At 66.3% G+C, this 19,987-nt stretch carries 15 protein-coding genes and 10 tRNA genes; 15 read left to right on the top strand and 10 right to left on the bottom strand.

The window, feature by feature from the left end:
- The first annotated feature begins 125 nt into the window (after nt 1-125).
- Nucleotides 126-2,573 carry an IPT/TIG domain-containing protein gene (locus E0H75_RS07095; protein ID WP_131512362.1) on the top strand — a complete coding sequence of 816 codons (2,448 nt, stop codon included), beginning with the start codon at nt 126-128 and terminating at the stop codon, nt 2,571-2,573.
- A gap of 290 nt (nt 2,574-2,863) precedes the next feature.
- Here the strand turns inward: E0H75_RS07095 and E0H75_RS43520 are convergent, their stop codons facing one another.
- The 7 genes from E0H75_RS43520 to E0H75_RS07060 all read right to left on the bottom strand — a co-directional run bounded on the left by E0H75_RS43520 (nt 2,864) and on the right by E0H75_RS07060 (nt 11,115).
- A complete protein-coding gene (locus E0H75_RS43520; protein WP_202872847.1) occupies nt 2,864-3,295 on the bottom strand; it encodes a transposase in 432 nt (143 codons plus the stop codon).
- Nucleotides 3,296-4,503: 1,208 nt separating this feature from the next.
- Complete coding sequence (locus E0H75_RS07085) at nt 4,504-5,196, bottom strand: hypothetical protein (protein ID WP_131512360.1); 693 nt, start codon at nt 5,194-5,196, stop codon at nt 4,504-4,506.
- Between the two features lie 622 nt (nt 5,197-5,818).
- Nucleotides 5,819-6,535, bottom strand: a complete 717-nt coding sequence (locus E0H75_RS07080; protein WP_131512358.1) for a hypothetical protein — start codon at nt 6,533-6,535, stop codon at nt 5,819-5,821.
- A gap of 1 nt (nt 6,536) precedes the next feature.
- The gene (locus E0H75_RS07075; RefSeq protein ID WP_131512356.1) at nt 6,537-7,211 is read right to left on the bottom strand and encodes a hypothetical protein; all 675 of its coding nucleotides are present in this window, start codon (nt 7,209-7,211) and stop codon (nt 6,537-6,539) included.
- Entirely contained in the window at nt 7,189-8,991 is a 1,803-nt protein-coding gene (locus E0H75_RS07070; protein WP_131512354.1) for a hypothetical protein, read from the bottom strand. The genes E0H75_RS07075 and E0H75_RS07070 overlap by 23 nt, the downstream gene beginning before the upstream one ends.
- Nucleotides 8,992-9,152: 161 nt before the next feature.
- Nucleotides 9,153-10,937, bottom strand: coding sequence for a tyrosine-type recombinase/integrase (locus E0H75_RS07065; protein WP_202872846.1), 1,785 nt, complete (start codon nt 10,935-10,937; stop codon nt 9,153-9,155).
- Between the two features lie 102 nt (nt 10,938-11,039).
- A tRNA-Thr gene (locus E0H75_RS07060) sits at nt 11,040-11,115 on the bottom strand.
- 871 nt (nt 11,116-11,986) lie between these two features.
- Here E0H75_RS07060 and E0H75_RS07055 point away from each other — a divergent pair.
- The 14 genes from E0H75_RS07055 (at nt 11,987) to E0H75_RS07005 (ending at nt 16,344) form a co-directional block, all read left to right on the top strand.
- Nucleotides 11,987-12,062: transfer RNA gene (locus E0H75_RS07055), tRNA-Pro, on the top strand.
- A 92-nt stretch (nt 12,063-12,154) separates the two neighbouring features.
- Nucleotides 12,155-12,228, top strand: a tRNA-Arg gene (locus tag E0H75_RS07050).
- Nucleotides 12,229-12,230: 2 nt separating this feature from the next.
- Nucleotides 12,231-12,304, top strand: a tRNA-His gene (locus E0H75_RS07045).
- Between the two features lie 59 nt (nt 12,305-12,363).
- A tRNA-Leu gene (locus E0H75_RS07040) sits at nt 12,364-12,440 on the top strand.
- A 70-nt stretch (nt 12,441-12,510) separates the two neighbouring features.
- The gene (locus tag E0H75_RS07035; protein WP_131512350.1) at nt 12,511-12,957 is read left to right on the top strand and encodes an HNH endonuclease; all 447 of its coding nucleotides are present in this window, start codon (nt 12,511-12,513) and stop codon (nt 12,955-12,957) included.
- 36 nt (nt 12,958-12,993) lie between these two features.
- Nucleotides 12,994-13,066, top strand: a tRNA-Gln gene (locus E0H75_RS42955).
- Between the two features lie 6 nt (nt 13,067-13,072).
- Nucleotides 13,073-13,164, top strand: a tRNA-Ser gene (locus E0H75_RS42950).
- A 28-nt stretch (nt 13,165-13,192) separates the two neighbouring features.
- Nucleotides 13,193-14,389, top strand: a complete 1,197-nt coding sequence (locus E0H75_RS07030; protein ID WP_131512348.1) for an RtcB family protein — start codon at nt 13,193-13,195, stop codon at nt 14,387-14,389.
- A gap of 51 nt (nt 14,390-14,440) precedes the next feature.
- Nucleotides 14,441-14,528: transfer RNA gene (locus tag E0H75_RS07025), tRNA-Ser, on the top strand.
- A 35-nt stretch (nt 14,529-14,563) separates the two neighbouring features.
- A tRNA-Glu gene (locus E0H75_RS07020) sits at nt 14,564-14,636 on the top strand.
- Between the two features lie 99 nt (nt 14,637-14,735).
- Nucleotides 14,736-15,572 (top strand): alpha/beta fold hydrolase, encoded by an 837-nt coding sequence (locus E0H75_RS07015; RefSeq protein ID WP_131512346.1) that lies wholly within the window; start codon nt 14,736-14,738, stop codon nt 15,570-15,572.
- Nucleotides 15,573-15,589: 17 nt separating this feature from the next.
- Nucleotides 15,590-16,012, top strand: coding sequence for a methyltransferase family protein (locus E0H75_RS07010; RefSeq protein ID WP_202872845.1), 423 nt, complete (start codon nt 15,590-15,592; stop codon nt 16,010-16,012).
- Nucleotides 16,013-16,096: transfer RNA gene (locus tag E0H75_RS42945), tRNA-Tyr, on the top strand.
- Between the two features lie 107 nt (nt 16,097-16,203).
- Nucleotides 16,204-16,344: a hypothetical protein gene (locus E0H75_RS07005; protein ID WP_238162875.1), complete on the top strand. Its 141-nt coding sequence runs from the start codon at nt 16,204-16,206 to the stop codon at nt 16,342-16,344.
- Nucleotides 16,345-16,455: 111 nt separating this feature from the next.
- Here the strand turns inward: E0H75_RS07005 and E0H75_RS07000 are convergent, their stop codons facing one another.
- The 3 genes from E0H75_RS07000 to E0H75_RS06990 are packed head-to-tail and all read right to left on the bottom strand — an operon-like array spanning nt 16,456 to nt 19,951.
- Nucleotides 16,456-17,835, bottom strand: coding sequence for an FAD-binding oxidoreductase (locus E0H75_RS07000; protein ID WP_131512344.1), 1,380 nt, complete (start codon nt 17,833-17,835; stop codon nt 16,456-16,458).
- A complete protein-coding gene (locus tag E0H75_RS06995; protein ID WP_131512342.1) occupies nt 17,832-18,698 on the bottom strand; it encodes a U32 family peptidase in 867 nt (288 codons plus the stop codon). Before E0H75_RS06995 ends, E0H75_RS07000 begins: the two co-directional genes overlap by 4 nt.
- The gene (locus E0H75_RS06990; RefSeq protein WP_238162874.1) at nt 18,695-19,951 is read right to left on the bottom strand and encodes a nickel pincer cofactor-dependent isomerase, group 22; all 1,257 of its coding nucleotides are present in this window, start codon (nt 19,949-19,951) and stop codon (nt 18,695-18,697) included. The genes E0H75_RS06995 and E0H75_RS06990 overlap by 4 nt, the downstream gene beginning before the upstream one ends.
- Nucleotides 19,952-19,987: the final 36 nt, after the last annotated feature.

Below are 19,987 nucleotides of genomic sequence, written 5' to 3'. Positions count from 1 at the left end.
CCGGCTAATTTCATGTCCTCCGACTCTCGAAGAATCGGGTCTCGCTGGAGGCCATAGAATGCTCCATGGACAAAAGATTGGCCCGAGGTGTAGTCGGCACCATCTGAAATTCGTACCTTTGATTTGTGACGAGTTTAGACGACAGCGACCTGGTGGATGTTCTGGAGCACGACCTGGGTGTTCGGGGAGTAATCGGTCACCTCCGGTCATTATCGGAACGGTTGTGGACGCGAGAGTCCGACGAGCAGCACGAGACCTATTCCGATCTGGTCACCACTTCGGAGGCCGCCGCCGTTGTGACACTGCTGTCCGCGCACCACGAGCGAGTCGATCCCTGGTCGCCGGAGCGCCTCGCCGAAATGGACCGTGAGCCGGAGTACGGGTGGCGCTGGGAGGCGACTGCGGTGCTAGTAACGGGGGCGGTGGCGCTCGGCGCCTCGGACGTCGCCGACCCGGATCCATTGCTGGACACCCTTGTCCACGTGGCGTTCGCCCGCGACGAGCTGACTGTGATGGCCCGCCGGGCCATATTGGTCGGAGTGCTGGAGCCTTGGCCGCCGCCCGCACCGGTGACCGGCGCCTGGCCCAATCTCGGACCTGGCTGTCTGATGGACATTCGTGCGGCTGGTTCGCGACTGGCCAAGAGCGTGGCCGCTGGACGCCGCGCTGAGGTCGTCATCGTGCTTACCGACGCCGACGGCATCACTTCCCTGAGTCCGAACGCGGGCACGTCCTGGGATCCCGTCGCGATACTTGGCACTTTCCCGACGATACCCCGCACCGTGTTGTTTCCACTTGCCGGCGGAGGTACCAGGCCGGCGGAAGTGATCAGCTGGTCAACAGGCCGGATCGACGTGTTGGCACCCGAGCCTGTCGGGGACGGCCCGGTCGGCTTTGTGACGCGCTCCGACCTTGATGAGGGCGGTATCGACTACGAAGCCGCGGTGGATTTCGCGGCCGCACTGCAAAGCTGCCTGGGGGCGAGCCTCATGCCCGCCGCCGGTCGCATCTCCGCAGTCATCCCGAACGGTCTGGGTGCCCCCCGCCGCGACGTTGGTGCGCTCCCGGGCGACATCAACGTCTTCCACGGCGGTCCGATCGTGCTAGACGTCGCTCCCGCAAGCGGTGTGGAGGGGGGAGCTGCAGCCACCGTCCGGGGTCGGAACCTCTCTCCCGGCGATGCCGTAGTGATCGATGCGGTGGTCGCTCCAACGACATTCGTCGACCAGGCCACGCTGACGTTCACTCCGCCGGCCATCGCCTCTGGGCGCAAAGTTCTTCAGATCAAGCGCGGCTACCGCCGCTCCAACAGCACGCGCTTTGACGTGCGCGCCTCGCTCACGGGCGTAGCGCCACCTCCCCGCGTGAAGCCGGGGGCAGACGCGGAGCTAAAGGGCACGGGATTCGGCTCGGGCATCACGGCAACGGTGGACGGTGTTAACACACGGGTGTGGGTGTTCGACACTCACACACTCGAGGTGCAGGTGCACCGTCCAGCTCGGCCGCCGGTGGACACAGACCGGCGTGGCGAACCTGTCACAATCGAGGTCTTCGACCTCGGTACGTCCATCGGGTCTGTCGTCGTCAACGTTGACACATTCCGGATCGCTTCCCTCGGGGATTCAGTCGTCTGGGGCCAAGGCCTGCTGGAGTCACAGAAGTTTTCCATGCTGGTCGCCGACAGGCTGACCGCGCGCTACAACGGATCGATCGCCGTCTTCGCCACAGACCGCTGCGCGCACTCCGGCGCCCGCATCGCCCCGAGCGCGGGTGACGGCCCCGATCCCTTGGCGCCCCGTCTTCCGGGCGATTTCTCCGGCGAGTGCCCGAGTCGCGTGCCGTCGGTCACGGCGCAGGTCACGGGCTGGACCGCCGGCACATTCGCCGCTGGACAAGGCGGCGAGATCGATCTCGTCATACTGAACGGCGGCGCGAACGACGTTGGGATCACCACGATCATGAACCCATTAGCGTCGGACTCCACCCTGTCCGCAGCGACCACCGCGGCCTGCTCCGCCGGCATCGGGCTTCTGCTGCCCACTGTGCTGGCCACGTTCCCATCCGCAGCCGTTGTGGTGACCGGCTATTACCAGATCGTCAGCGACGAGTCAGACATGAGACTGCTGTTCCCGGCGATCGGCGCCCTCGGTCTGCTCGGCAGCCTGGTGGTGCCGTCAGTGCTCGGCGCGGGGCCCGTCGGGTTCGGCCCACTGGAAACAGCCGCGCTGTACGAATGGGTGCGCCGCAGGCTGATCACTCGATCGGAGATCTTCGCGACCGTCGCCAACGCATCATTGGCAGCGGCCGTCGCCGCCCGAAGCCCGCGAGTCGCGCTCGCTGTGCCCGCCTTCGGGCCAACGAATGCGATCTTTGCCCCAGACCCATACGTCTTCGGCGTCGGCCTGTCCCCTGCCGGACTCCTCCCGCTCGACCCAGTCGCCAGCGCCCGCTCGGCCGCCTGTCTCCCCGCGGATCCCATCACCACCGTGGCATCAATCGGGCATCCGAACGCGAGGGGCGCAGAGGCGTACGCCGACGCCATCGCTGCCACCCTGCCCACACTGGGCCTCTGATATGGAGTGGGTTGGTGTCAAGTGGCAGGGTGAAGCGCCCGTCCCGGTGGGTTGTTTCCAGGGGTGGGCGCTTCGTGGTTTCGTCGGCCGTGTTGGGTGGTGAGCGTGTCGTTGGCGACGCGCGGTCAGACTGATATGCGCGGGTTGGTTACCGCAGGACGGTGGTTCGGCTGGAGCGGGTCCGCGTGTCTAGGAACGAGCGTGGACTGTTTGGGTCTGCTCATAGAGGTTTCGCGGGTCGCTCCACGCGCTGCTGCCACCTGTGTGGTCGACGAAGCCGGTTCGGGGTGTCAGTCGTCGATGACGGCCAGGGACCAGCACCAGCCGGCCAGTTCACGGGCGATCGCGACGTTGGCCACGGTGTGGCGTTTGCGGCGTTCGATGAACCGGATCCAGCGCTGGTGCAGTCTGTGGTTGCCCTCGTCGCCGCGGATCCTGGCCGCGGCTGGCGCGAGGTCCCAGCGGTCCCGCATGGTTTTGCCGATCCGGTAGCGGGCACGGTGGTGCCAGGCGGCCTCGACCAACAGGCGCCGTGCGTGGCCGTTGCCGGTCTTGGTGATCGGGCCCTGTGTCCGTGATTGCCCAGAGGAGTACTCCGAGGGCACCAGGCCGGCGAACGCGCCGATGGTGGCGCCGGTGAACCGGTGCCAGTCGCCGATCTCGACCGCCAGCGCGAATCCGGTCAGGGTGCTGATCCCGCGCAGACACCCCAGCCGCCGCACGACCGGCGTGAATTCTGAGTCGGCGGCCAGCTGCTCGATCTGTTCGTCGAGCCGGTCACGCCGGGCCTTCGTCGCGAGTACGGACTCGTAGCCGGAATCGAAGGCCAGCCGGGTCGCACGCGACCCCAGCCGCGGCAGTGCCTCGCGACGCAGTCACACGGCGGCCAGATGCCGGAACAGGCCGAACCCGGTCGGTCCAGCCTCATAGGCCACCGCTACCGGACCAGGCAGACCACGCAACCAGCCAGTGATCTGGTCAAAAGACGGGGTCAGCCTCGACTGCACCAACTCACCCGTCACACCGTCAATCGCCGCCGCCGCAACAGACCTGGCGTGCACATCGAGCCCAACACTCGTACGCTCGGAAAACACCGGGGCCTCCCACACATGTCGGATAGGCCGAGCAGGCAGCCCCTGCTCGGTAACCCACGAATCTGTGTGAGCGAGGCCCCGGCCCGCAACCACCCAGCAAACCCGAGCAGTCACTCCATACCGTCTAGCAGAACTGACCCCAACCACCGAGCAGACCGACGTTTCCGCGGCAGAGAGGGTCAAGTGACTTCAGCTGCGGACAGCGACCTCACTAACGCAGACCCGTGCATGATCCGGGTGAGTAGGCAACTTGGGCTAGCCAAGCCCGATCTTGCGCCATGACGACCAATCACTGAGCAGGCAAGATGCGTGCGTGGAGCCAGAGTGACATGGACGCTTTGATCGCGGGCAACGTGCGCGCGGCGTCAACACGTACCTCGCCTCCCGTGCAGTTGAGCTTCGGCGCCGGACCGTGCTGCAACTGGCTAGTTCGTTCTTAGCGACGTCGCGGGCAAGCAAGACGCGTATCCCGCGGGATGCTGTCACAAGTCCCGCCGATACCAACACGGGCGGCCAGCGAGCGATGTTGAGGGCTACGCCGTACCGCTCAGCCAGGGCCTTCATCAGAGGCAGCGCCGCCCAGGCCAGCCTCGGCCGGCGCGTGCACCTTCTCACGGCATCCGGCTCACCAGTTCAGCTGGGAACGGAACGGGAACGAACAGGTGGCGATTCGAGTCAACCGGAGTCCAATCCTTCCGAACTGGTGCTGTCTCGTTACGCATGGAGAGGCCCATGTCGACGGGGTACCTCGGTTTCCTAAACCGAGCATCAAGCGCCTGATGTGTCCCGGCCGCATCCGCAGATTCACCGTCTGATCATCATCAGCCGGCATCAGGTCACGACTGGTCGCGCCCGTCCTGCAGACGACGCTCCCGGAGTCTACGCACGAGCAAACTCCAGATGCCACGGATCGACCTGCGCTTGGGAGGAGGTGGAGGATTGATACCCGGAGGTCGCTTGCCGATGGCTGGCAGGACTTCGTCATGCCACCAGAACTCGAAGTCATCAAGCAGCACGCGTCTTGCCATTTCGTAGGTCGCCTCGCCAGCCTTCACGAACCGACGATCGATATCGCGCCACTTGCCGAGGCTCACCAAGCGCTCCTTCAACAAGGGCTTGAGTACCGTGGCCTCGCCCAGTTCCTCAAGAAATAGCAGATATTGCCATGCCAGGAAATCATCCGCCGAGTTGGCAGCTCGGTGATAGCCCGTGCGTAGTGCATCAGCGGCAACGCCGGGAGGCAAGTCCCGCAACGCCTCGAGGTACGTGACTCCCGATGGAACGACATTCACTAGGGGCCTCAAGACGCTGATCGCACGATCCACCGGTGCTTGCTCCGCATCGTCGGATTCAGCCGCATGTTCTGCCTCGCCCAGTGCCTTGAGGGCTCGTGGCCGATCAATCAGGACTGGATCGCGGAAGACGGGTGCAACGAATTGGAGGAGATCGGCCTCCTCACCGACGTCGCCCCATCCCGGCAGCCACTGGGTGATCGCAGCCTCATCTGCAAGTCGTCGCGATCGCACCATGACGCCTGTGCTCGGTGTTGCGGCAGTGTGTCGCCGTCGGACAATCTCGATCACTGAGGTCCCGACGACCGTCGCTGCAGCTGCCCACGGCTCATATCCAGAGCCCACGACAATCCACAGGGCCACCAGGATGAGGACAGCGCAGCCGACCGCCAACTCGACGACTACCAGTGGCGTCGTGCGAGCCCGTTTTGGTCCAACCCCCACTCCTACAGAATGCACGCGTTGCGAACAACTGTCATGGCCTCGACTATCAGGTGCAGCCCGGGCTCCCAAGCGGCCCGCTGCTCGCCGGGGGCGAGTGGGCCTGCACCACATTCTGGGGACGCCCTTGTGGACGATTCTTCGCCACGGCAGCCAGGTTGCCGGTTACCCAATCTGTGTTTGTCACACCGCGCCCCCTCAGCGTCTGCGCACGTGCGAGCGGTTACAGGCGCATGGACCCGTGGAGTCAGAGCCTGCAAACCCTGATACACGCGGGCAGCGTTCCGCTCGGGGAGTCAAGCCGCAGACAGATCCATCGCGGTCGGTCACGTCGAGCGTCAACGCTTGTCGAGGTTGGAGCGCCCGATCGGTGCAGCGGTTCCATACGCAGCGTTGGCTGCAATGTGGGCACGCAAGATCAAGGCATGTACAGGTAGCACTTCTCCGGCTTGTTCAGGTAAAGCCTTCGAGACGCTAGCAGCCTCACTGAGCCGGCAGCCGCGGCGTGTTCCCATTCAACGACGAACTCGGGGTCGAGCTCCTCCACCCAGGGACCATTCGCTCTAAGTGATAGCACGAGGGCACGTTCGTCGGGCCAGTCGGCCTCAACCTCGACTTCGCCGTCCACGCAGCTGGGACCGATGTCCTTTGCGGTCAGTCCGAGCTTGCTCCCAGCCACGACCCGGCAAGGCACGCCCAGGTTCGTGGCACGTGTGCTCAACTCCTGGGCGTCGGGTCGCCCCGGGGCATGCCGCGTAGCCGCGTCGAGGAGCGCGTCGAGAACTACCTTGCGGTACACCTCGGCCGTACTCTCGCCGAACTGCTCGACGTCGTCCATGATTTGTTGTTGCTGCCGATCCAGGACCTTGAGTGTCATTTCCCGGCACAGCCGGAGTGCGGTCACCGGAGTTCCTTTCGGTTTGACAAGGGCGTCGTCTGGGTCTGGCCACTCCGGGTCAGGAAGCCGAACGCTCAGAGCACTCTCCCGGAGCTCCACCCGCAGTAAGGAACGCAGCTTGGGGGGCGCCTTCGCGCCCGACTTCAAGCTGGTGGCTGCGAAGCGGTCTGCAAACGCGGCGCGGATCAGAGGCATCAGCTTCGCCATGAGGTTGCGAACTCGCTCCTGGTCAGCCATGTCACGACTCCTCGGGTCTGGTAGCGAATGAGTTGCGCAGCAGCTCGAAGCGCGTTAGCGGATGGAGAAGCTCGAGGTCGGGGTCCATCGCCAGCCAGGCGCCCGCGAGTTCCTCCACGCCTGGCCGGGTGAGTGCAGTTTCGAGCCATTTGATTGCAGCTTGGGCGTCGTCTTCCTGCTGGGTGTAGTAGCAGGCGAGGTTATAGCAGACCTGCCAACCACTTCTCGGATCCTTCGCGAGCTTCTTGATCTTCTTAAGGCCTTTGCTGTGCGGCTGCATGGAGAGTGCTGCGGCGTGCACCATGGCGCGCGACTGCGCCGGCCGCCCGTACTTGGTAAACACGGTGTGCAGAGATCCGATGGTGTCTCGCTGGTCTCGGCGGAAGTACCGGATCAAGACGTTGCGCGCCCGAAGCGTGTCATGCAGGCGCTCGATCAGCTTGCGCGCCAGTGCTCTGAGCGCCGCGAGCTGCTGTGCCGCCGGGGCATTCGGATCGAGGGCGTCATCGCGGCTGAGATTGGCATGCGCCCGCTCCCCAGCTCGCATCAGCAGTGCGGCGGCCGCACTCCGGCGGCTGTGCGCCAGCTCACTCCAGAGCGCGCTGTCTCGCGCAAGTGTGGCCAGGGTCGCCGCCAGTCGGTAGACCGAGGTCTCATCCGTTGGGTCGACGACCACTGCACGCGCGTAAAGCTCCGCTGCGTCGACATACTTTCCGGCGAGCGAGAGTCGGTCGGCGAGCTGGTGGAGCACGAGGTTGGTCGCCGGCGCCTCGCGCAGCGCGGCGCTCAGGGCAGAGACGCTGGGCTTGGTTGCGGTGTCGTACGCCGCGAAGGCGTGTGCCGTGGCGGGTGACCACCGCGCCCACAGAGGCATCCGTGGGCTGTTCGAGAGCACGGTGGCGGCGGCCCAGTAGCCGGCCACGCGGCAGGCGTCGGCCGCTGACTCGTCGGGGGGGCAGTTCCTTGGCTGCCAACGTCTTGCCGGTCGCGGCATCCGCGACCACGACGAAGACTCGCCATCGCTTGTCACCAGGCAGCGGAGGGATGACTTGCGCATTGACTGTGCTCCCGCGTGGCGCGCTCAACACCTTCTTGAGCGCGGCGATCGCTGCAGCCAGGATCTTGGTTGGACCGGCGGCGGTCATGATGCCCTCGAGGTCAGTGAGTGGGGACGAGGTCTGCGACCCTGGGGTCGAGCCTGGCTCACGGAGGTTCTTTGTCAGGGCGGTCACGAACACTGCCTGTTGGGTCTGACTCGCCGGCTGATTCGCTTTGTCCGCCTCCTGAGGATCGACGCCGTGGAAGGTCACGCTGACCGGTCCAGCGACCATCGATGCACTCCGTCGCTCGAGCCACCACCAGCCTCCAAGCAGCAGCACTGCAAGGGCCACCCAGAACCACTTGTCAGGTTCCGGGGAGCCAGGCAGCCACCCCAGCGCCGCTGCCCCGGCGACGGTCGCCCCTTGGTCAACCAGGCTTACCCAGTTCGGGTCAGGGTCTGATTCACCCCGGGCAGCACGCGCGGCCGCCTCCGTCGCCGACATGGCTGCCTCCTCGGCGGCAGCGTCGTTGTTATCCGTGGGTTGCACCCTGTTGCGATATGTTGCGGTCGCGCTCCGGGCAGCTGTGAGCTCCGCGTCCGTCATCAAAGACCCCTGCGAGCGGCAGACCCTCGTCTCGAGGTTCGCCACAGTATCTGGCGACTCGACACCTTGAAGCGCAGCGACCGCGCGCACAGCGGCGACTGCGTTGTCGGCGGCGGTCACGAGGGCTGTGTCCGCGCGCGACGCGGCGTTCGGGTGGTATGCCGCGTCTAGCGCCATGATCGCCTCGTCGAGATCGGCGCCGACTCCAGAATTGAGCGCGCCCAAGAGGCGATTCCCGGGCGCAACGAGGCCTGGAACCGCAGTCCCGGATTGCACCGACCTGGAGAACACCTCGCGCGTCTTCGTGGCGGCGGATCTCGCTTCGTCGAGCGCCTTCGCCTTCGTGGTGTTCAATTCCGCGACGTCACCGACGAGCTTGTGCACTTCGGCGCAGCGCGCGTCATCGACGCTCGCCCAGCCCAGGCGTAGGAGCAGCGCCACGAGCGCAACCGCAGCTAACACCGCGAACCAGCGGAGCGAAGCGCGCAGCCATTCGGTCGACGCCAGGGCGGCCGCTGTCAGCGCCACCGCTACCGACCACCAGAACGCCCACGGCACCGCGCCGACCCACCACAGCGCCAGAGCGGCAGGCACAGCGAGCGCCACAAGGGCGATGGCCACAGTGAGGATGCCAGCCCACCGGTCGTTGTGGCTGCGCCGTGCAAGCAGCCGCCAAGTCACCAGAGCGATAGTCACGGCGGCGAGGACAACGGCCGCCGTCGCAGTGGAGGAGTCACCGACCTTGAGCGCGTTCGCCACACTGTCGAGCGCGCCGAGGGTCTTCCTCGCGGCTGTCGCTATTTCCTCCACGACGCCCTCCCCCCATTCGGACGTTAACTGACCGTAGCGCTCGACCGGCCGTTCCGCGATGGATCAGCTAGGGGAACACGTCCGCAGGTTCAAACAACTCTGAACAATCACTTGATTGTCATAGTCCGTGGCGTGCCCCGTCGCAATGTGATGGGGCTGGATCACGGCGAGAGCGCCACGTAGGTAGCAAGAATCGCGTCGTCGCCAGGTTGCCGGACGATCAGCTCGAAGTCGTCGATCTCGTGGGGCTCGGAGCCGTGACGTTTTACAGCGCCAAGCAGCAGCCGATGCAGCGATGCCGCGTCGCGCGGATCGGCCTGGGTCTGAAGGCTAGCTACTGTGACTCCAAGCCTGCGCACCTCCAGCTCGATCGTTTCGGCTCCTATCTCGGTCGATGCAACCTGAGCTTCCGTCGACGAACCTTCGGCATTCGAAACCGAGTTCTTCGCCGGCTGAGGAGCTACAAGGGTCGGCCGCCCAGGCTCGACACGCACCAGGCCCCAGTCACTCAGTAGCTGCACAGCCCGCTGCGCTGTTGAAGGCGATACTCCGTTCTGCCGGCCGATCTCCTTTACAGAGGGGATCGGTAACCCCACGGCTAGCGTGCCCGCATAGATGCCATCGCGCAGCTCGGCGGCCAGCTTCTCGAAGGGGTGTTTCGGATCGAACTCCGCCATCGGGGGAAGGTCCGCACGACGGGGTCGAGCGGGCATCCTTGGCGTCACGGTACCTGCAGCTCGCTGGTCAGCCTCAGAAACCCAGGCGGAATAGTGACGGCCCGTCGTAGCCCCGCCGCCGCCGTGGCCGTGACGTCCCGCGACCGTGCGGATGTCTACGCCCGCAGAGAGGAGTTCGGTCGCGTTGTACGTACGAAGCTTGTGGATTGAGGTTTCGATACCGAGTCGGGCGACCAGCCTGCTGTACCGCTGGGTGACAGAGTCAGGCTTGAGGTGCGTCTCTCCTAGCGGGTCCCGGGAGAACATGAACGCGTCACGCGCAAGCTTGGCCCCGAGACCGTGTGCGCGCTGTTCACAGCGGTCCCGATGCTCAGAGAGAACCGCGACGCTCTCGGGATCGAGGACGATTCTTCGGTCGTCCTCGTTCTTGGTGTCCTTCTCCCACGTCTCTTTGCCGTACTGCCCGATCGCCCGCTGAACGTGGATAACCCCTCTGTTGAGGTCGACGTGGCGCCAGCGGATACCGCAGAGCTCGCCGCGGCGGTTGCCGGCCACCATGGTTAGCCAGATCAGTGCGCCCCAGTCTGGGTCCTTCCAGGCTTCATTGACGATTGCTGCTGCGTCCTCGACGGATGGTGGGCGTGGCCTCGGCTTTGGCGGTGACGGCGGCTCGGCGAAGTCGATCGGGTTGATGGTGACCCACTTCAGGCGGACAGCTCGCCGGAATGCCCCGCTGAGGATCTGGTGAATGTAGAGGATGCTCGATTCGCTGAGGGCCTCGCAGGCGTGGGCCTTGCAGCGCTCATCGCATTCATGCGCCCGATTGGTTCGGTGATCGATCCGGGGCTGCCGGTCACAGTGGTCGCGGCAGCGCCGCAACTCGCTGTAGAACGAGTCCATCACGTCGGCATCGACTGCACGCACCTTTACCCGACCGATGGTTGGGATGACGTGCTTGTCGGCCTGGCTGCGGTAGTTCTTCGCAGTCTTGAACCCGAGTTTCGCGTCCTTGAAGTGACGCTCGAGAAGCTGGTCGACAGTCGCGTCCGTCCGGGGATGGCGCCGTTCATAGACCTCCAGCTGGAAGCGCGCGAGCACCGCCTCTGCCTGATCTTCCGCCTTCGGCCCGGCCGGCACCGTCTCTCGCAGATACACCCGGTCCTTCGAGATCGGATCCAGACCGGCGTAGACGCTCACCCGTAGCGAGCCGGACGGCAACGTTTCGATCTGCCCCCGCGGTCGCTTCGGCTTCGCCTTCACCTTAGCCACGATGGGGAGCTTACGGCCGTCTCGCACCACGACCCGCACCATGGACGGCGAAATGAAGAAACCCCCAGAGGCAGAGAGTGGCCTCTGACCTGGGGGTTTGGGTGGAGCCGCCTGTCGGAATCGAACCGACGACCTTCTCATTACGAGTGAGACGCTCTGCCGACTGAGCTAAGGCGGCGGGTGGCGCGGACGCCGAGGCAAGAGTGTAGCGGGAGGGTGGGGGTGATTCCGAATCGGATAGGGATCAGGGGTGGTCGAGAGGCGGTCGGGGCGGCCGGGCGGAGTGGGCGGTGGGGGTCGGTAGCGGTTGCGGTCGGTTGCGGTGGGGGTGGCGGGCTAGGTGCGGTCGGGTGAGGAGTGGCGGGTTGGTTGCGGTGGGGGGTACGGCGGGTGGGTGGTGGAGGGGGGCGGAACCTGTTGGGGGTTGGGTACGTCGGAAGGGGCGGGAAATGGTGTGGGAACAATTGAAAGGGCAAATGCGTTGACGTAGTTGTAAGGGATGGGTCAGACTAATCCCCGCAAGGAACTACAGACCTAGGAGTGATCGTGTACCGAGAGTGGAACCCGAGGAAAGCCTGGCGGTTGGATGCCATGGCTTTGTCGGCGTGCCTGCGATCAGTGCACATCGATGCGTTCTATCACCAGCTCAGCGGGACCGAACTGAGCCCGAGTCCGGGCGGCCCACCTGTGTGATCTCCAGCGGGAGATCATCCCAGGAACCGTCTGAGCCGGGCCACCGGCAGCAGGCGGCTCTTTTCTTTTGCCCGCATTTCACCACGTCGGTGCGCAATGGTTGCGGACCGGATTCCAAACCCGCGTCACGAGGGTTCGACTCCTTCCACCGATGCTTTTTCCGGTATTCACGGATACCGACTCGAACAATTGACAACTGGACATTCATCGCATTTTCTCCCAGGTCACCGACGGCCCGGGAGACCTTCCCTGCGGCGCCGCTCGTGCGCCGGGGAAGACGCTCGAGATCGCCGGCCGCACGAGCCGGGCGAGCTTGGGCAACCGTCCCTGGGGCCTGCAACGCCCCGGGGACGTCACCAGCTGTGGGCCAGTGGCTAGGCCACCTCATTTGGGATGAGGACGACGGGGGTTCGAGTCCCTCCAGCTGGACCAGGCGCCCGCAGGATGCTCTGCTACCGGCCGAGCGGGCGCCACGAACGTGCCCAGCGACGGAAATCCGCACCACATCCGGCGCAGGGCGCTCAGCGCCCGTGGCTCAACCGGAGAGAGCACCTGCCTACGAAGCAGGAGCGTGCAGGTTCAAGTCCTGCCGGGCGTGCTGTGTCCGAGGCTGAAGCGGGCGAGGCGCCGGGATGTGGACCCGGAGGAAGCGGGTTCGAGCCCCGCCGGACACCCTCAGGTACGGCGATCAGCCGGGCCCGCCGGTCGCCGTACGTGACAAAGCGCAGTACCTGCGGCTCTGGCCCAATTGGGAGAGGCGCCTGGCTTAGGACCAGGAGGTTCAGGGTTCGAGTCCCTGGAGCCGCACCACACGACCGACACCGAGATCACCCGACCTGACTGCGAGCTGTCGGGCACACTGGATGGGAGGAGGAACCACATGAGCGGTGTGATCGTGCTCAACGCCTCGTACGAGCAACTGCATGTCGTGTCGGTCCAGCACGCCATCCGGATGCTCGTCCGGGAGGTCGCCGTCGTCGAGGAAGCGCATGACGGCGCGAGCATCGGGCCATTCCCCCTCCCCCGGGTACTGCGTCTCGTCCGGTACGTCGTGACGAAGTGGCGGTACGCGTCCGGCCGGCTGCAGTACACGCGGGCCGGCGTACTGAAGCGCGACAAGTTCACCTGCGCGTACTGCGGTAAGCCCGGTGCCACGACGATGGACCATGTGGTTCCGCGGTCGCGCGGTGGACGTGGCGAGTGGCTGAACGCTGTCGCCGCACACTCGTCCTGCAACGAGAAGAAGGGCTCACGCACGCCCGAAGAGGCCGGTATGCCGCTGTTGTGGCAGCCGTGGATCCCTTCTCGTGCCGAGTTGGCGCTCTGACGCAAACACCAATCCCGGTGTCGCGGCAGAGCGTGATGCCAGGTGGGCGACGGTGACCCACCCTCGGTTCTGACCCGAGGTCCCGCAGGTTCGAGCCCTGCCCTGGCAGCTCTCAGGTGGAATAAGCCGAGCGTTGGCCTACCGGCAGCCGTCTCGAAAACGGTCGATCCTTCACCGGATGTGTGGGTTCGAGTCCCACTTCCACCGCATGCACACGAACGAGGAGGGTGAGGAGATGAACGTGGAGTTTCCGGTGGAGCTGAGCGGGGCCAAGAGCTCCACGCTCATGTGGGCGCAGGAGCACGAGGTGGATGCGCAGGCGCTGCAGCAGCTGCGGAACATCGCGGCGCTGCCGTGGGTGTACGGCGTCCGGGTGATGCCGGATGTGCACCTCGGCAAGGGTGCGACCGTCGGGTCGGTGATCGCGATGTACCAGGCGGTGTCGCCGGCTGCGGTCGGGGTCGACATCGGGTGCGGAATGGAAGGCGTCCTGACCTCGCTGACGGCCGCGGACCTGCCGGATGACCTGTCGGCGATCCGTTCGCGGATCGAGGCCGCCGTACCGGTGGGGTTCCGGGCGCACGAGGACCCGGTGAGCATCCGTCGGCTCGGGCTGGACCCGCGGGGATGGGAGCGGCTGTGGGGGTCGTTCAGCAGCCTGCACGACGGGGTGCAGGACCGGGAGTCGAAGGCGAAGAAGCAGATGGGTTCGCTGGGTGGCGGCAACCACTTCATCGAGGTGTGCCTCGACGACGAGGACCGCGTGTGGCTGATGCTGCACTCGGGCAGCCGCAACATCGGCAAGGAACTCGCCGAGCGGCACATGCGGATCGCGCGGGACCTCCCGCACAACGCGGACCTGCCCGACCGTGATCTCGCGGTGTTCCTGTCGGGTACGCCGGAGATGGAGGCGTACCGGCGGGACCTCACGTGGGCGCAGCAGTACGCGTCCGGCAACCGTGCGGTGATGCTGGCGCTGGTGATGCAGGCGGTGCGGGAGTCGTTCGAGCAGGAGGTGCGGTTCGAGCAGCCGATCTCTTGCCACCACAACTACGTGGCCGAGGAGAGCATCGACGGGCTCGACCTGCTCGTCACCCGCAAGGGCGCGATCCGGGCCGGGCGCGGAGACCTCGGGCTGATCCCGGGGTCGATGGGCACCGGGTCGTACGTCGTCCGTGGTCTCGGGTCGGAGCGGTCGTTCTACTCGGCCTCGCACGGGGCAGGCCGGCGGATGAGCCGCAACGAGGCGAAGCGCCGGTACACGGTCGAGGACCTGGTCGCGCAGACCACGGGCGTCGAGTCCCGCAAGGACGCCGGGGTGATCGACGAGATCCCCGCCGCGTACAAGGACATCGAGTCGGTCATCGCGGCTCAGTCCGACCTGGTCGAGGTCGTAGCCCACCTTAAGCAGGTCATCTGCGTGAAGGGCTAGCAGTACGCCGCCCGCCGTCGTCAGGGGAGACGGCGGGCGGCGGGTGCGAGGGGTGAGGTTGCCTGTTGGGAGGGGCAGCGGTTTGCTAAACCGTCGGTCGGGTGTGCTCGGCTCGCGAGTTCGAATCTCGCTCTCACCGCTGGGGCGGTCGGGATGGACCGGCCGCCCCTGCCAGCCCCGTTGGTCTGGTGGTCAGGACGTCCGGTTCTCATCCGGAAGATCACCGGTTCGAGCCCGGTACGGGGTACATGGTTCTGCGCAGGTCCGGGCTGCCGCGGATTGCGTGGTTCTTCGGAAGCGGACGACGGTTCCCACCGTCTAGCGTCGGCGGCGGGGTGATGTGGCGATGGACGACAGGGCGCGGTTGCTGCGAGGGCTTGCTGTTGACGAGCGACGGGTCGAGATCGGGGGCGTTCGTACGACCGTGCTGACAGCCGGTGAAGGCCCGCCACTGGTCTTGCTCCACGGGGGAATCGAGTGCGGAGGTGTCTACTGGGCGCCGGTGATCTCCCGGCTCGCGGAGAAGCATCGGCTCGTCGTTCCCGACGTACCAGGGCTGGGCGAATCGGATCCGGTTGACCGGTTCGATCCGGCGACCTTCGGCGAGTGGTTGACGGGCCTGCTTCGGTTGACCTGTGAGCAGGCACCGACGCTGATCGCGCATTCTCTGCTGGGGACCTTTGCCGAGCGATTCGCGGCACACCACGGCGAACTGTTGCAGCGGTTGGTGCTCTACGGCGCGCCGGGCGTGGGGGCGTACCGGATGCCGATCGGGCTCCGGGTTGTAGCGATCAGGTTCGCGGTGCGACCGTCCGAGGAGAACATGGAGCGGTTCGCGCGCTGGGCGTTCCAGGACCTCGACCAGGTACGGCGGCGAGACCCGGACTGGCTCGAGGCGTTCATCGGCTACACGCGGAGCCGTGCACAGGTGCCGCACGTCAAGCGGACGATGCGCCAACTGGTAGCCGCAGGCACCAAACAGGTCCGCGACCACAGCGAAGTTCCCACAACACTGCTCTGGGGTGCCCACGACCGATTCGTACCGGTGGGGCTCGCCACGGCGGCGAGCGATCGGTTCGGCTGGCCGTTGCACGTGATCGATGCATCCGGACACGTCCCGCACATCGAGCAGCCGGCCGCCTTCACACAGGCGATCGAGGAATTCACACGAACGCCGCACTGATCGCCATCCTCCGGAACGTGCCGGTGCCGGAGGCGAGTCTGGCCGGGATCGCAGCCGCTGCCGCCCTGGAACAAGCGTGGCCGTTGCCGCTCCCCGAGGACGTACGGCGAGTTGCCGGGTGGCCGATCGTCGCGGCAGGTGTCGCCGTCATCGCGGGCTCGCTGAAGACGGCGGGGACCACCGAGCTCGCCAGCCCGGGACGGCTGGTGACCGGCGGGCCATACGCGCGGACTCGCAACCCGATGTACGTCGGGTGGGGGCTGCTGCAGCTCGGGATCGGGGTGATCGCCGGCTCCGGGTGGGTGTTGGTGAGCCTGCCGTTCGTCGGCGCGCTGGTGCACCGGGAGGTGCTGCGCGAGGAGCAGCGGCTCGAGGAGAGGTTCGGGGACGAGTACCTGGAGTACTCGGAGAAGGTTGGACGCTGGCTCCCCAGGCGTTGAGCAGGAGCGCCGCCGTGGGAGAGGCGGGGTGGGCTGTAAACCCGCTGCCTTCGGGCTGAGCAGGTTCGAATCCTGTCTCCTGTACGCACAAGGATGCCTTGGGCAACTAACAATGTGAGAAGAGAGGAGGACCGGCCATGGCCGACCTCAGGAACAGAAAGCGAGTGCCCGGCGGTAGGACCGGTGCTCCAGTGAAGCAGGGTCACGCGCTGCGCCGGGTGCAGCTTGCCTGTGGGCATGTGCAGCGTGACCGGATCGCGCACCGCGGCGATCACGTCTGGTGTGAAGCCGACTGCTCCGACTGGGTCCGCGTCGTCTCGGTCGAGGAGTAAACGCTGCGGGTACGCCGTCCCGGCGGCGGCGTACCCGAATCCCCCTGGTGACGGATTTCTCGCCTGGCTCTCCGAAGGCCGGGTTCCTGGTTCGACTCCGGGCAGGGGGACTCAGAGAAAGAGTTTGTCCGGGTTCAGAAGGTTGTCGGGGTCGAAGACCGCCTTGACCTCGCGTTGCAGACGTAAGCCCACCGGGCCCAGTTCCTGCGCGAGCCAGTGGCGTTTGAGTTTGCCGATGCCGTGTTCGCCGGTGATGGTGCCGCCGAGTGACAGACCCAGCTCCATCACCGCTCCGAAGGCCTGCAGTGCGCGGGCTTCGGCGTCGGGGTCGTCGCGGTCGAAGACGACGGTGGGGTGCATGTTGCCGTCGCCGACGTGGCCGGGGCAGCAGATCAGTACGTCGTACTTCGTGCCGATCTCTGCGATGCCGCGGAGCAACGCGACCAGCTTCGAGCGCGGTACGGCGACGTCGTCGATAAGAGTGACACCGAGGGGTTCGAGCGCTGCATTGACCAGGCGACGTGCTTCGAGAAGCATCCGGGACTCCTCGGCGTCCGATGCCTCGGCGACATCGATGGCACCATGCTCGGTGCAGATCGCCGCGATGCGCGCAACATCCTCCGCGGCGCGCTGGCCGCGGTCGGACTGCGCGATCAGCATCGATCCGACGTCAGCGGGGAGTCCCATGTCGCGATAGTCCTGGATGGCACGCAGAGTCGGACGATCCAGGAACTCGAGCAGGGAGGGTCGGAGGCCGGAGGCCATGACAGCGGCCGCGGCCGCGATCCCCTCCTCGATGGACAGGAAGGTAGCCGCCGCGGTCAGCGACGCTTCGGGGGCAGGCCGCAGTGCGAGCGTCGCCTCGGTCACTACGCCCAACGTGCCCTCGGATCCGACGATCAACCGCGTCAGGTCGTACCCGGCGACGCCCTTCGCCGACCGTCGGCCGGTACGGACGACCTCGCCCGACGCCAGCACCACCTCCAGTCCACGCACGAAGTCCGACGTCACGCCGTACTTCACACAACACAGTCCACCGGCGTTGGTCGCGATGTTGCCACCCACCGTGGACATTTCCCACGACGACGGATCCGGCGGGTAGAACAGGTCCTTCTCGAGCACGGCCCGGGACAGATCGGCGTTCACCACACCCGGTTGGACCACCGCGACCTGGTCCTCGACCGAGACCTCGAGGATCTCGTTCATCCGCGCGGTCGACAGCAGCAGACAGCCATCCAACGCGTTCGCCGCACCCGACAATCCGGTCCGGGCGCCCTGCGTCACCACAGGAACACCCAAAGACCCAGCAGCCTTGAGAACCTCCGAGACCTCAGCGGTCGACGACGGCCGTACCAGCAGCCGCGGTACGCCGGCCGTACAGAAGGTCGCGTGGTCGTTGCGATGACTGTCCAGTACGTCGGGATCGTCGACAACCGCGTTGTCCCCCAGCGACGAACGCAACCGCGCGACGAGTGGATCAGCAGGCGTCATGCCTCATCCTGTTCGGCCAGCAGCCGCAGAATCAACTCCGCCCGCCGTACCCGTTCCCGCCCGAGCGCCTCCGCCGTTCCGGTGAGATGCGCACCCACCGGGTAGATGTTCGGCGCGTTCCGCAGTCCCATCTTCAGATAGACCGGCGCCGCGACCCGAACGATCTCCGGTACGTCGTAGAACCGCACATGCCCACCCTGGTCGTCAGGAACCTCGATGTACATGTCGATCGGCACCGACGTCACCGACCGGATCTCGGCCAGCACCGGCACCGGCAGGTCGGTCGACACGTTCAGACTCGTCGCTCCCAGCCGCTCGTACAACCGAGCAGTCGGGGCATTGGGCAACGGCATCAGCACCGATGTCTTCAGCACGAGGTCCGACGGCAACGAACCGTCGACCTTCAGCTCACCGAGGATCTCCAGCACGCCGATGTCCCCGACCAGCAGGCTCCGTACGCCGAGCTCGACGGCCCGGAACGCATCACAGAGCGACGCGGCAACCATCTCGTTGCCCCGCGCAACACCGCCGACAGCGGCGGAGACCTTGGCCTGACCACCGATGTCCCACGCACCGCGCGGACCGAGGAACAGGCAGACCTCGACTCCGGCCGACGTGCCGAGCGAGAGCATCTCCTCGATCTCGCCGTCGGTCAGCATCATCACGCCGCTGCCCTGCGACACCCGGTCGATCCGGACACCCCGGGTCTTGGCTTCCTCCAGCACCGCGGTCATCACCCGCGGCCCTTCACAGGAAGGGATTTCCACCTTGTACGGCGCCCCGTCCGGGAATGTGCGCGTAGATGCGCCGCCCGGGCGGAAACCACGATCGGCCAGCAGTGCGTGTGCCTCGCGAAGGTTCATGCGTCACTCCAGGGTCCGAGCCGGCCGGCCGCTGTCAGGTCCCGCGCCGGCCCGGTGATCTCCAGGTCGAAGCGGTCACTCACCTCGGTCAGCAGTGCCGGCGTCACCATCAACTCGTTCGGGGACAAGGTGTCCTTGATCCGGGCCAGCCGGAGTTCGGACCAGTCACGCCGGCCGCACATCGTCGCGGCGGCGAGCACGGTGGCCTCGTCGTCTTCCATCACCATCGGCAACCGGGAGCGGCGGGCTCCCCCAGCGCCGGACGTCAGGGCGTTGACGTAACTGACCCGGAAGTCCACCTGCTCCAGCAGACGCGCCGGGATGACGTCCGCCAGGCCGAGGCCGGACGCGTTCCCGTGCGACGCCGGGGTGAGCGAGTGCACGCTGATCGTCGCGATCGACGGCGACTCGAACTCGGGGATCCCGTGCACCCAGCACCGGCCGATCACGTTCGTGTCCATGCCAGCTCCGGACTTGTCCTTGCCCAGTTCATCGATCACCAGCACGTCCAGCTCGTCGAACGGCAACCGGCCGAGCAAACCGCCCGCCCGCTGCAGCAACGCCTGCTCCGCCACACCAGCGATACCGTCCGGTTCGAGCAACTCGACGGCGGCGGTCTTCTCCCGCGCGTTCTCCAGGATCGCCAGCCCACCAAGGACCTTGCCCTGCGCAACCACCATGCGGGCGGCCGCCTCGATGTTCCCGCCGAGTGATGGGATGCCGCCGGCGTGCAGCGAGGCCGCACCGACGTGGTTACCGAGGCCGATCGCGAGGATCTTGGCGATCCCGCTCTCGATCGGGCCGCGGAAGTCGGTGTGCGGCTTGACCCGGTTCACCAGGAGTACGCCGTCCGCCTTGGCGGCGATCGCATCGTGGTGGATGCCTGTGCCGTCGGACAGTGTGCCGACGACCACCGTCTCCATGGTCGCCTCGATCGGGCAGCCGACGGATCCCGGCGTGATGCCGAGGCCGGCGAGCATCTCCTTCTGCCCGTCAGCGGTTGCGCCGCCGTGCGATCCCATCGCGGGGATCACGAACGGCGCGGCGCCCACCGACTTCAGCCAGTCGACAGCCGCCTTCACCACGGGGACGAGGTCGTGGATGCCACGGCTGCCCGCGGTCACGGCGATCCGCGCATCAGGTGCGATGCGGGGTCGCAGGGGTTCGAGCGCTGCCTGTGCTTCGGCGTACGGATCTGCTGAGGTCGGGACATCCGAGAGCAACCGGCGGATCGGCGTGACCTGCGGGATCACACCGCCAGGCCGGAGCCCTCGAACAGCCTCAAAAGG

The organism is Kribbella capetownensis (assembly GCF_004331485.1).
GTDB lineage: Bacteria > Actinomycetota > Actinomycetes > Propionibacteriales > Kribbellaceae > Kribbella > Kribbella capetownensis.
The sequence above is the reverse complement of the archived record's forward strand: the minus strand, read 5'-3'. Positions and strand labels throughout refer to the sequence as shown.

Bases quoted from the DNA above. Each gene is read 5' to 3' on its own strand.
- E0H75_RS06995 (WP_131512342.1), bottom strand. From the start codon at position 18,698: ATGAACCTTCGCGAGGCACACGCACTGCTGGCCGATCGTGGTTTCCGC.
- E0H75_RS07080 (WP_131512358.1), bottom strand. From the start codon at position 6,535: ATGGCTGACCAGGAGCGAGTTCGCAACCTCATGGCGAAGCTGATGCCT.
- E0H75_RS07015 (WP_131512346.1), top strand. From the start codon at position 14,736: ATGGACGACAGGGCGCGGTTGCTGCGAGGGCTTGCTGTTGACGAGCGA.
- E0H75_RS07030 (WP_131512348.1), top strand. From the start codon at position 13,193: ATGAACGTGGAGTTTCCGGTGGAGCTGAGCGGGGCCAAGAGCTCCACG.
- E0H75_RS07035 (WP_131512350.1), top strand. From the start codon at position 12,511: ATGAGCGGTGTGATCGTGCTCAACGCCTCGTACGAGCAACTGCATGTC.
- E0H75_RS07085 (WP_131512360.1), bottom strand. From the start codon at position 5,196: ATGGTGCGATCGCGACGACTTGCAGATGAGGCTGCGATCACCCAGTGG.
- E0H75_RS07000 (WP_131512344.1), bottom strand. From the start codon at position 17,835: ATGACGCCTGCTGATCCACTCGTCGCGCGGTTGCGTTCGTCGCTGGGG.